Here is an 11,372-nt window from a genome sequence, read left to right on the forward strand (position 1 = left end):
AGGGAATGGGCGGATGCGGGTTTCACGGCGGTTCGTGCTTGCAGTGACGACGGCGGCGGTGCTCGGCGCCGGGGGAGGGGCGGCGGTTTCCACGGCGACGGCAGCCGAGCCGGTCGCGGCGCCGGGGCAGGTGTGGAAACGCACCGAGCTGTACTTCGGCACCTCGAAGCCGAACGGCGGCGAGGTCACCGACAAGGAGTTCGCGGACTTCTCGGCGAAGGACATCACGCCGCGGTTCCCGGACGGCTTCACCCAGCTGGTCGGCACCGGTCAGTGGCGTTCCGGCGCGGGCACAGTCGTGCGGGAACGGTCGGTCGTGCTCGTGGTGCTGTACCCGTTCTCGAACCAGCACGCGAACGACGACCTCGAGCAGATCCGGACCGACTACAAGAACCTGTTCGATCAGGAATCCGTGCTGCGCACCGATTCCGTCGAGCGGGTTTCGTTCTGACGGTTCCATCCGGCCAGCAGCAGCGGGGTCACCAGCATCAGCGCGCCCGCGAGACCGAGCGCGCCGCGGGTGCCCAGCCACGCCGCCACCGCGCCCCAAGCCATGGTCAGGGCCGCGGTGGTGGCGCTGCTGCTGATCCGCCACGCCGACAGCATGCGGCTCACGTACCGGTCATCGGTCTGTTCGAGGCGGTAGGTCGCGAGGACAGTGTTGTACATCGCAGCGCAGATGATCAGCGCGAACTCGACGATCATCACCCAGGCCAGCCCGGCGGTCCCGTCCGGGACGAATGCGAGCAGCACCACCCAGCAGGTCCGGAGGGTGGCCAGGATCGGCAGCAGCCGGGCCTGGCCGTAACGGGGTACCAGGCGCCGGGCGAGCCGTGACCCGAGGAGACCGCCGAGACAGGGCACGCCGAACGCGAGCCCGTACTGCCACGTCGGGAAGCCGAGCTCGCCGAGCAGCAGTACGGCCAGGATCGGTGCGGTTGCCATGATCAGGGCGTTGACCAGGCAGGTGTTGAGGAACAACATCCGCAGCCGGGCGTGCCGGAAGAGGTAGCGCCAGCCTTCGGTGAGGTCGGCGGCCCGGAACGCGGCCGGGCGGTCGGCCGGTTTGCGCTCGGTGCCGCGGATCGTGCCGAGGGTGAGCGCGGACAGCAGGTAGCTCATCGCGTCCAGGACCACCGTGACCAGCGGGCCGAACAGCCCGATTGCCGCGCCACCGGCAGGTGGGCCGATGGCCGTCGCGGTCCACTGCGTGGTCTCGAAGCGGCCGTTGGCGACGAGCAGGTCCGGGCCGGACGCGAGTGACTTCAGGTACGCGCCGCTCGCCGCGGTGAAGGCGATGTTCGCCGCCGCCACGACCACCGAAACGGCCACGAGCTGGCCGAACGTCAGCGCGTCGAGCAGGTACGCCGGAAGCAGCGTCAGCAGGGCGAGGAAGCGGATCACGTCCATCGCGACCAGCACCGGCCGTTTCCGCCGGAACTCCACCCACGGCCCGAGCGGCAGCGCCACCAGTGCACCCACCGCGAGCCCGGCTCCGGCCAGCAGCGACACCTGCGCGGCGCTGCTGTGCAGGACGCGGACGGCGATCACGGAGAAGGCGTCGAAGGCGAGGAAGCTGCCCGAGGTGCTCACCGCGAAAGCCAGCCACAACCTCTGGAAGTCCTTGCCCAGAGCCAATTCCGTCCCCCTCGGTCCAGCGAAGCAGCCAACCATCCGGCGCCCGCGGTGGCAAACAACCACGCCCACCACCGGTGGTTGTGGCCCCCCGTGCGCAGGTCACCCACGTCCACTGGCGACAATGGACACTGTTCGACGTCAGGTGCGAGAAGGGACATCACGTGCGGGATCTGGTCGAGATCGGCATGGGCCGCACGGCGCGGCGGGCGTACGGCCTCGATGACGTGGAAATCGTCCCGTCACGGCGCACGCGGTCCTCGTCGGTGGTGTCCACGGCCTGGCAGATCGACGCGTACCGGTTCGACCTGCCGCTGGTCACGCACCCGACCGACGCGATCGTGTCGCCGGGCACCGCGGTGGCGATCGGCGAGCTGGGCGGGCTGGGCGTGCTCAACGCCGAAGGCCTGTGGGCCCGGCACGGAGGTGTCGAGGAAGCGATCTTCCGCCTCGTCCGCGCGGCCGAGGACAGCGAGGACCCGACGGCCGTCGTACGTGAGCTGCAGGAGCTGCACTCCGCACCGATCCGCCTCGACCTGCTGTCCGAGGCGATCAAGACCGTGCGGGAGTCCGGGGTCACGGTCGCCGCGCGGGTGAGCCCGCAGCACGCCTCCGAACTGACGCCGGACCTGCTCGCCGCAGGCGTCGAGATCCTGGTGGTGCAGGGCACGATCATCTCGGCCGAGCACGTCCAGCGCGACGCGGAACCGCTCAACCTCAAGGAATTCATCGGCCGCCTCGACGTCCCGGTCATCGCCGGCGGCGTGAGCGACTACCGCACCGCCATGCACCTGATGCGCACCGGCGCGGCAGGCGTGATCGTCGGCCACGGGTACACCGAGGGCGTCACGAGCACCGACCGCGTGCTGGGTATCGGAGTCCCGATGGCAACGGCAATCGTCGACGCAGCCGCTGCCCGCCGGGACTATCTGGACGAAACGGGCGGCCGCTACGTACATGTCCTGGCCGACGGCGGCATCACCACCTCCGGTGACATCGCCAAGGCCATCGCGTGCGGCGCAGACGCGGTAATGCTGGGCGCCCCCCTGGCGACGGCCTCGGACGCCCCCGGCCAGGGCCTGTACTGGACGGCGGCCGCCGCACACCCGTCGCTGCCGCGCTCGCGCGTGGTCGCAGGCCCGGACTCGGACTACGCAGCCGACCTGAAGACGCTGCTGTTCGGCCCGTCGTCGGACGCGGAGGGCGTGGTGAACCTCTTCGGTGCCCTCCGCCGGGCCATGGCCAAGACGGGCTACTCGGACCTGAAGGAATTCCAGCGAGTGGGCCTGGCCGTACGCGGCTGAACCCCCTTCAAGTCCGTGAAGGCCACCTTCAGGGAATCAGATTCCGTGAAGGTTCCCTTCACGGACTTTCCCCGCCCCGGCTGCGCGACCGAACTCGTCGGTAACTTACCCCTGGTCAGAAGAGCTGACCGGGGCTACCCTGCTATCTGTGACTGCCAGTAACACCACCACGCGAGTTGACCCGGACTACGACGTCCTCGTCGTCGGCTCCGGCTTCGGCGGCAGCGTCGCCGCCCTGCGACTGACCGAAAAGGGCTACCGCGTCGCCGTGGTCGAAGCAGGTAGGCGATTCGCCGACGACGAGTTCGCCAAGACCTCCTGGGACCTCAAGCGCTACCTCTGGGCCCCGCAACTCGGCTGTTACGGCATCCAGCGCATCCACCTGCTCAACGACGTCATGGTGCTGGCCGGCGCAGGCGTCGGCGGCGGATCACTCGTGTATGCGAACACGTTGTACCGCCCCCTCAAGCCGTTCTATCAAGATCGCCAATGGGCACACATCACCGACTGGGAAAGCGAACTGGCCCCGCATTACGACCAAGCCAGCCGGATGCTCGGGGTCGTCACGAACCCGACGATCACGCCGTCGGACGTGGTGATGCGCGAGGTCGCAAAAGACATGGGAGTGGCCGATTCCTTTCACCCGACGCCGGTCGGGGTGTATTTCGGCAAGCCAGGGGAGACCGCGGCTGACCCGTTTTTCGGTGGCGCCGGGCCGGATCGCGTCGGCTGCACGGAATGTGGGTCGTGTATGACCGGCTGCCGTGTCGGTGCGAAGAACACGCTGGTGAAGAATTACCTCTATCTCGCGGAAAAGAACGGCGCGAAGGTCATCCCGCTGACCACGGTAACGACAGTGCGCCCAACCGCTGACGGTTACGAAGTCACCCTGCAGAAGACAGGTAAACGCTTCCGTACCAAGGTGACCGCGTCGCAGGTCGTCTTCGCTGCCGGAACCTGGGGCACCCAAAACCTGTTGCACCGCATGAAAGAAACTGCCGCGTTGCCCAAGTTGTCGCGGCGGCTGGGCGAACTGACCAGGACCAACTCCGAAGCCATCATCGGCGCCGCCCGCGCCACCGTGGACGAAACCCGCGACTTCAGCCGTGGCGTCGCCATCACCTCATCAATTCACCCAGACGAAAACACCCACATCGAACCGGTGCGCTATGGCAAGGGCAGCAACGCAATGAGCCTGCTGCAAACCGTCGCGACGGATGGTTCGTCGAAGGTACCGCGCTGGCGCCAAGCAGCCACTTTCCTGCTGAAACACCCCATACAGTCGGCAAAACTGCTCAACGCATACCGCTGGAGCGAGCGCACCGTAATCCTCCTGGTGATGCAGAGCCTGGACAATTCCATCACCACCTACACTCGCCGCGGCCTTTTCGGGCGCCGGAAATTCACGTCGAAACAAGGCCACGGCGAACCGAACCCGAGCTTCATTCCGGCCGGGCACGAGGCGAATGTGCGCACCGCAGAACACATCGGCGGCATGCCGGGCGGTACCTGGGGCGAAGTCTTCGACATTCCGCTCACCGCGCATTTCATCGGCGGCGTCCCGATCGGGGACAGCCCGGAATCCGGCGTGATCGATCCGTACCACCGGGTGTACGGCTATCCCGGACTGTCCGTTGTGGACGGTTCGGCGATCACCGCGAACCTCGGCGTGAACCCGTCGCTCACGATCACCGCGCAGGCCGAGCGGGCATTCTCGTTCTGGCCCAACAAGGGCGAGGCCGATCAGCGGCCGGAGCAGGGCCGCGGGTACCTGCGGATGGAGCCGGTGGCGCCGAAGAACCCGGCCGTTCCGGCAAGCGCCCCTGCCGCATTGCGCCACTGACGCCTAGGATCGCCGGGTGACCACTACGGCGTTGGACCGCATCCGCGAACTGCACGACGAATGGGCGCGGGTCGCCCAAGGCCTGCCGGACGCGGCGTTCGGCGAGCCAAGCGCGCTGCCCGGCTGGACGCGAGCGCACCTGTTCACCCACGTCGCCCGCAACGCCGACGCCATCGGCAACCTGCTGACCTGGGCCGAAACCGGTGTCGAGCAGCCGATGTACGGGCCGGGCACGGCGCGGGACGATGCCATCGAGGCGGGCGCGACCAGGGCTCCGGCGGAAATCGTGGCCGACCTCGTGGCGTCCGGGCAGCGGCTGACCGAGCATGCCGCGCGGCTGTCGGAGGAGGCCTGGTCGGCGCCGGTCCGACACCGTAACGGCGCCGCGATGACCGGCGTGGACGCGCTCACCCTGCGGCTGTCGGAGACCACGATCCACCTCGCCGACCTCGACGCCGGGCACGATTTCGACAGCGCGACCGCCCTGCTCGGCGACCACCTCGACACCGTGATCGCGACCCTGATCCGGATCAGCCCGCGGCAGCTGCCGTCGTTCCGGCTCACCGACGGCGCGCACACCTGGACGTTCGGCGACGGCGGCGAACTGGTCACCGGCACCCCGGGCACCGTGCTGCCCTGGCTCACCGGCCGCGCCGACGGGTCCGCCTTGTCCGGTCCGGTGCCGGAAATGGAGTCGCTGCTGTGACAGCGTCCGAAGTGGACGCCACGAAACGCAACCCATGCCGGGCCCGGAACGTCTGATCGGTATGACTGTCGGGAGAAGGACGTTCCTGCGGGTGGCCGGGCTCACCGCATTCGGTGCGGTGGCCGCTGCGTGCAGCCCGGCTGCGCCGCCGTCGACACCGCAGTCCAGCTCGCCGGTGCCGCCGTCCACCAGCAGCAAGCCGTCCGGTCCGCCCGACTGGAAAGCGTTGCGGGACAAGCTGAGTGGCGACCTCGTCTTGCCTTCCGATGACGGATTCGGCACCGTGAAACGCGTGTTCAACCCGTTGTTCGACGGCCGCACCCCGGCCGCGGTCGCGAAATGCGAGAAGCCGGAGGATGTACAGGCGTGCGTCGACCTGGCCGGTGGCCGGGTGCCGATTGCGGCGCGCAGCGGGGGACACAGCTATGCCGGGTATTCGACGCCGGACGGCGGGCTGATCGTCGACGTCGGCGGGATGTCCACTGTGGACGTCCAAGGTGAACAGGTGGTGATCGGCGCCGGGGCGAAACTCGGCGCCGTCTATTCCGCGCTGGCCGAGGCCGGACGCTGCCTGCCCGCCGGATCGTGCCCGACGGTCGGCATTGCCGGGCTCACCCTCGGTGGCGGAATCGGGGTGCTGACCCGAAAATATGGTCTCACCTGCGATCGGCTCAAGTCGGCTCAGGTCGTCACGCCGGACGGCAAACTCCGCACGGTCAGCGCAGCATCCGACAGTGACCTGTTCTGGGCGCTGCGCGGAGGCGGTGGGGGAAACTTCGGCATCGTCACGTCTTTCACCTTCAACACCGCGGAAGCGCCGAGTATCACAGTGTTCTCACTGCGGTTCCCGTCCGGTTCAACGGGTGACGTGCTTGACGAGTGGCAGCGCTGGCTGCCCACCACGCCGCCTGAGCTGTGGTCGAACCTGGTGGTGTCCAATGGTTCGTGCCGAATCGGCGGAGCATTTGTCGGTAGCTCAACGGAATTGTCGTCCGTCCTCGATGGACTGGACGTTTCCCCGTCGAGCCGAACGATGAAGACCCTCGGCTACGGCGCGGCAATGAAGTACTTCTCCGGCAGTTCGGAACGGCAGACCTTCGTGGCGTCGTCGCGGATCATCACCAAGCCGGTGGACGGCGCGAAGGTCGCCGACCTCGCGTCCGGCCACAAAGGAATGGACCTGCTGATCGACGGCCTCGGCGGCGCGGTCGCCGACATCTCGCCGACCGGTACGGCGTTCTGGCACCGGAAGGCGCTGGCCAGCATCCAGGTCTACTCCCCGGCGACAGCGGCGAACCAGACGAGCGTGCGGAGTGCAGTGTCCACAGTGGTCACCGAGCTGGCCGGAGCGGGCGCGGGCGGCGGCTACGTCAACTACATCGACCCGGACCTCACCGACTGGAAAACGGCGTACTACGGCAACAACACCGCCCGTCTCGACCAGGTGGCGAAAGTGTACGACCCCAACGGAGTGTTCAAATTCGCCCAAGGGGTTTAGAGGTCCACTCCGGTGAACACTGTCACGCGTTCCTCGGTCAGATCGTGCATTGCCGATAGTACCCCTTCGCGTCCGACGCCCGAGCCTTTCACGCCGCCGTAAGGCATCTGGTCCGCGCGATAGGACGGTACGTCGCCGATGATCACGCCGCCGACCTCCAGCTCCGCCGATGCATGGAAGGCCAGCTGCACGTCGCTGGTGAACACCCCGGCCTGTAACCCGTACGCCGAATCGTTCACCGCAGCGAAAGCCTCGTCCACCCCGTCCACAATGGACACCGCGAGCACCGGTCCGAAGATCTCCTCCGACCACGCCTTGGCGTCCGCCGGGACGTCGGTGAGCAGGGTCGGCGCGACGGTCGCGCCCGAGCGCGTTCCGCCGGTTAGTACCCGTGCGCCGCCGGACACGGCTTGCTCGACCCACGCCACAATCCGTTCCGCGGCAGCCTCGTCGACCACCGGACCCACGTCGGTGTTGCGGTCGTATGGGTCACCGGTCTGCTGTGCCTCGACGGCCTCGGTGAGCGCGGGTACGAACTCGTCCGCGACTGCGGCGTCCACGATCACCCGCTGCACCGCGATGCACGACTGCCCGGCCTGGTAGTTCCCGAAGGTCGCGATGCGCTGCGCGGCGCCCTCGAGGTCCGGCCAGTCCCGCAGCACGACCGCCGCCGCGTTGCCACCCAGTTCCAGCACGACGTGCTTGCGGGCCGCCGCGTCCGCGAGCGACCAGCCGACCGGACCCGACCCGGTGAACGACACCACCGGCAGCCGCGGGTCCGCGACCAGCTTCTGCGTTTCCGGATTACCCAGCGGCAGCACGGAAAACGCACCTTCCGGCAGGTCCGTCTCGGCGAGCAGCTCACCGAGAATCAGCGACGACAACGGCGTGCGCGGCGCGGGTTTGACAATGATCGGCGCACCCACCGCGAGCGCCGGCGCGACCTTGTGGGCCACCAGGTTCAGCGGGAAGTTGAACGGCGCGATCCCGAGCACCGGCCCGCGCGGCACCCGGCGGACCAGCGCGAGGCGGGCGTCGCCGGACGGGTCGGAGTCGAGCCGCTGCACGTCGCCGCTGAACCGGCGGGCCTCCTCGGCCGCGATACGGAACACCGACACCGCACGTTTCACCTCGGCCTCGGCCCACTTCAGCGGCTTGCCGTTCTCCGCGGTGATCACCTCGGCGAGCTCCTCGGCGCGCAGCGCGATCCCGCGCGACACGTGCTCGAGCGCGTTCGCCCGCTGGTGTGCCGGACTGCGCCGGAACTCCTTCGCGACCGCGGCCGCCGCAGCCACCGCCCGTTCGACCTGTTCCGCACCGGGCACCGCGACGGTCGCGACCTCGCTGCCGTCGAACGGGTGGTGCACCACGAGCGTGCTCGCGCCCTGCTCGGCCCGACCGGCGATCCACGCGGCCCGCGGCTGTGGGGTGATCGTGTCCATGCGCACCAAGGTATTCGGGTACGCCGGACGGGGCACGCCGGGCTCGGCCCGACTGTCCCGCCGCCGAGATGTCATTTGTCGGGGGCGCCCGCGCCTTATCGTCGGACCCATGACCGATTCGGCCGCAGTTCGCAGGTCCGCCAACCCCGTGCGCGCGTTCTTCGCCCGTACCGGCACGGTGCGCCGTCCGGTACTCGCCGGGGTGGTGTTCCTGGCCGCCGCCGCCGCGCTGGTGGCTCAGCTGGTCGAGCCATCCCTGCTGGAGCGCGTGCAGCGGGGTGCCACGGCCATCGACGCCGGGCAATGGTGGCGGCTCGGCACCGGCATGTTCTTCCACGACGGCGGAATTTTCGGCGGCATCTTCAACCTGATCGCGCTGGCCGTGCTCGGCACCTTCGCGGAATGGTGCTTCAGCCGCGTCCAGTGGTTTGTCCTGTATTTCGGTTGTGGGCTGTTCGGGCAGTTCCTGAGTTACCTCTGGCTCAACCCGGTCGGGGCCGGAAACTCCATGTGCGTTGCCGGGCTGCTCGGCGCGCTCGCCGTGGTGGTGCTCCGGGACGCCGGACCGCTCTTCCGGGCCGCGTTGCTGGTCGCGCCGCTGGCGGTACTCATCGGTTTCGGTAGAGGTCGCGCAGCAGCAGGACTTCCGCGGAATGGTGAATCGTCTCGCGGCTGATGTGCAGGACGAGCGTCGCCATCGGCTCTTCGGCATACGGTCCCTCGGCCGGACCAACCGGACGCGTGAGCGTTTCCCCGGTCAGCGAGCGGACACCCGCGATCCAGTTTGCGTACGCGTCGTCGAGCTGTTTGAGCGCCTCGTCGGCCGTGCCCGCGTACGGGTAATCCTGGTACGTCATCGCCGGGCCGCCGAAGTGCGACGCCGCGCGCATGCCCAGCACGCCGACGATGATGTGCCCGAGCCGCCACGCGATCGTGGTGACCGGCGGCGGGGTCGGCTCGGGGAACGCGAAGTCGATGGTGAAGTCGCCGATGCCCGGTCCGTCGGGGTTCTCCGTGCGCGGACGCACCGTCCAGCAGTCCGGGACAGGCTGCCAGAAGTACTCGTCGTCGGTGAGCCCGTCCAGCCGGGAGCGCACGTGGTGCTGCCAGTGCCAGTCGAGCTGCTCGGTCAGTTGCTTGGTCCAGTCGACAGTCATGGAGGCACGGTAAGCCGGGTTGCGGACAGCCGCCGTCCGCATTCCGGGCCAGGTTTTCGGGGTCATGCCGACGTGACGGGGCCCACCTGGGACGATGGAGACAACAGCGCTCGCTCGACTGGAGGTCGTAGGTGGCCACTCCCACCGGTCCGGTACTCGTCATGGACTTCGGAGCGCAGTACGCGCAGCTGATCGCGCGCCGCGTGCGGGAGGCCCAGGTCTTCTCCGAGGTCGTGCCCTCCAGCGCGACCGCCGAGGAGCTGCTGGCCAAGAACCCGTCGGCGATCATCCTGTCCGGTGGCCCGTCGAGCGTGTACGCCGAGGGCGCCCCGGGAATGGACCCGAAACTGGTCGAGGCGGGCGTGCCGATCTTCGGCATCTGCTACGGCCACCAGCTGCTCGCGCGCGCGCTCGGCGGCGTGGTCGAGCCGACCGGCGTCCGCGAGTTCGGCCGCACGGATGTGCGAATGGTCGGCGACGGCGGCGTCCTGCACACCGGACTGCCCGGCCACCAGACGGCCTGGATGAGCCACAACGACAGCGTCACCAAGGCCCCCGAGGGCTCGGTCGTCACGGCCAGTTCCGACGGGGCCGAGGTCGCCGGCTTCGAGGACGTGACGCGGCGCTTCGCGGGCGTCCAGTACCACCCGGAGGTCGCGCATTCGCCGCACGGCCAGGAGGTACTGCGGCGGTTCCTGCACGACATCGCGGGCGTCCGGCCACAGTGGACCACAACGTCCATTGTGGACGAACAGGTCGGCAGGATCGCCGCACAGATCGGCGACGGACGAGCGATCTGCGGCCTGTCCGGTGGCGTCGACTCGGCTGTGGCGGCCGCGCTGGTACAGCGAGCCATCGGCGACCGGCTGACGTGTGTCTTCGTGGACCACGGCCTGCTGCGTGCAGGGGAGCGCACCCAGGTAGAGCGGGATTTCGTGGCCGCAACGGGCGTCAACCTGGTCACTGTGGACGCGCGGGAACGGTTCCTCAGCGCGCTTTCCGGCGTCACCGACCCGGAGCAGAAGCGCAAGATCATCGGCCGCGAGTTCATCCGGGTGTTCGAGCAAGCCGAACGGGACCTCAAGGCCAAGGGCGACTACCGATTCCTGGTGCAGGGAACGCTGTACCCGGACGTGGTCGAGTCCGGCGGCGGCGAAGGCACCGCGAACATCAAGAGCCACCACAACGTCGGCGGCCTGCCTGATGACCTGCAGTTCGAGCTGGTGGAACCGCTGCGCTTGCTGTTCAAGGACGAGGTCCGCCGGGTAGGACTGGAACTGGGCCTCCCGGAGACGATCGTGCAACGCCAGCCGTTCCCGGGCCCGGGCTTGGGTATCCGCATCATCGGCGAGGTGACCGCCGACCGCCTGGAAACCCTGCGTGCAGCCGACGCAATCGCCCGCGAGGAACTCACCGCAGCAGGCTTGGACCACGAAATCTGGCAGTGCCCGGTAGTGCTACTGGCAGACGTCCGAAGCGTCGGCGTCCAAGGCGACGGCCGCACGTACGGCCACCCCATCGTGCTGCGCCCGGTGTCCTCGGAAGACGCCATGACCGCCGACTGGACCCGCCTGCCCTACGAAACCCTGGAACGAATCTCCACCCGCATCACGAACGAGGTCGAGGAAGTCAACCGCGTAGTCCTCGACGTAACCAGCAAACCCCCAGGCACCATCGAGTGGGAGTAGTTCCGTGATGGTTCCCTTGGGTTTTAACGTGTTGGTGTGGTGGGTTTTGTGCCGCGTCTGCTGTTTTTGAGGTGTGTTGGGTGGTGGGGCCGGGGTGGG

General features: G+C 68.5%; 10 protein-coding genes. 7 read left to right on the plus strand and 3 right to left on the minus strand.

Annotated elements, in window-relative coordinates; all coding sequences use genetic code 11:
• Nucleotides 1–13 precede the first annotated feature (13 nt).
• Entirely contained in the window at nt 14–451 is a 438-nt protein-coding gene (locus OO71_RS19940; protein WP_033291253.1) for a DUF3574 domain-containing protein, read from the plus strand.
• Here the strand turns inward: OO71_RS19940 and OO71_RS19945 are convergent.
• Complete coding sequence (locus OO71_RS19945; RefSeq protein WP_033291254.1) at nt 403–1,638, minus strand: MFS transporter; 1,236 nt, start codon at nt 1,636–1,638, stop codon at nt 403–405. The two genes, OO71_RS19940 and OO71_RS19945, sit on opposite strands and share 49 nt — an antisense overlap.
• Nucleotides 1,639–1,799: 161 nt before the next feature.
• Here OO71_RS19945 and OO71_RS19950 point away from each other — a divergent pair, with 161 nt between their 5' ends.
• The 4 genes from OO71_RS19950 (at nt 1,800) to OO71_RS19965 (ending at nt 6,986) form a co-directional block, all read left to right on the plus strand.
• Nucleotides 1,800–2,939, plus strand: a complete 1,140-nt coding sequence (locus OO71_RS19950; protein ID WP_033291255.1) for a GuaB3 family IMP dehydrogenase-related protein — start codon at nt 1,800–1,802, stop codon at nt 2,937–2,939.
• Nucleotides 2,940–3,087: 148 nt separating this feature from the next.
• Nucleotides 3,088–4,782 carry a GMC family oxidoreductase N-terminal domain-containing protein gene (locus tag OO71_RS19955; RefSeq protein WP_033291256.1) on the plus strand — a complete coding sequence of 565 codons (1,695 nt, stop codon included), beginning with the start codon at nt 3,088–3,090 and terminating at the stop codon, nt 4,780–4,782.
• A 16-nt stretch (nt 4,783–4,798) separates the two neighbouring features.
• The gene (locus OO71_RS19960) at nt 4,799–5,488 is read left to right on the plus strand and encodes a maleylpyruvate isomerase family mycothiol-dependent enzyme (RefSeq protein WP_033291257.1); all 690 of its coding nucleotides are present in this window, start codon (nt 4,799–4,801) and stop codon (nt 5,486–5,488) included.
• Between the two features lie 61 nt (nt 5,489–5,549).
• Nucleotides 5,550–6,986 (plus strand): FAD-binding oxidoreductase, encoded by a 1,437-nt coding sequence (locus OO71_RS19965; RefSeq protein ID WP_051791729.1) that lies wholly within the window; start codon nt 5,550–5,552, stop codon nt 6,984–6,986.
• Here OO71_RS19965 and OO71_RS19970 read toward each other — a convergent pair.
• Entirely contained in the window at nt 6,983–8,428 is a 1,446-nt protein-coding gene (locus OO71_RS19970) for an aldehyde dehydrogenase family protein (RefSeq protein ID WP_033291259.1), read from the minus strand. The genes OO71_RS19965 and OO71_RS19970 overlap by 4 nt on opposite strands.
• A gap of 109 nt (nt 8,429–8,537) precedes the next feature.
• On the opposite strand from OO71_RS19970, the gene OO71_RS19975 reads away from it, so the two are divergent.
• A complete protein-coding gene (locus OO71_RS19975; protein WP_033291260.1) occupies nt 8,538–9,104 on the plus strand; it encodes a rhomboid family intramembrane serine protease in 567 nt (188 codons plus the stop codon).
• Here OO71_RS19975 and OO71_RS19980 read toward each other — a convergent pair.
• On the minus strand, nt 9,037–9,585 hold the full coding sequence (locus OO71_RS19980; protein WP_033291360.1) for a DinB family protein: 549 nt from the start codon (nt 9,583–9,585) through the stop codon (nt 9,037–9,039). The genes OO71_RS19975 and OO71_RS19980 overlap by 68 nt on opposite strands.
• A 131-nt stretch (nt 9,586–9,716) precedes the next feature.
• Between OO71_RS19980 and guaA the strand changes: the two genes are divergently transcribed.
• Complete coding sequence (guaA, locus tag OO71_RS19985; RefSeq protein ID WP_084145049.1) at nt 9,717–11,273, plus strand: glutamine-hydrolyzing GMP synthase; 1,557 nt, start codon at nt 9,717–9,719, stop codon at nt 11,271–11,273.
• Nucleotides 11,274–11,372 lie beyond the last annotated feature (99 nt).

This window comes from Amycolatopsis jejuensis, assembly GCF_000717335.1.
Lineage (GTDB): Bacteria > Actinomycetota > Actinomycetes > Mycobacteriales > Pseudonocardiaceae > Amycolatopsis > Amycolatopsis jejuensis.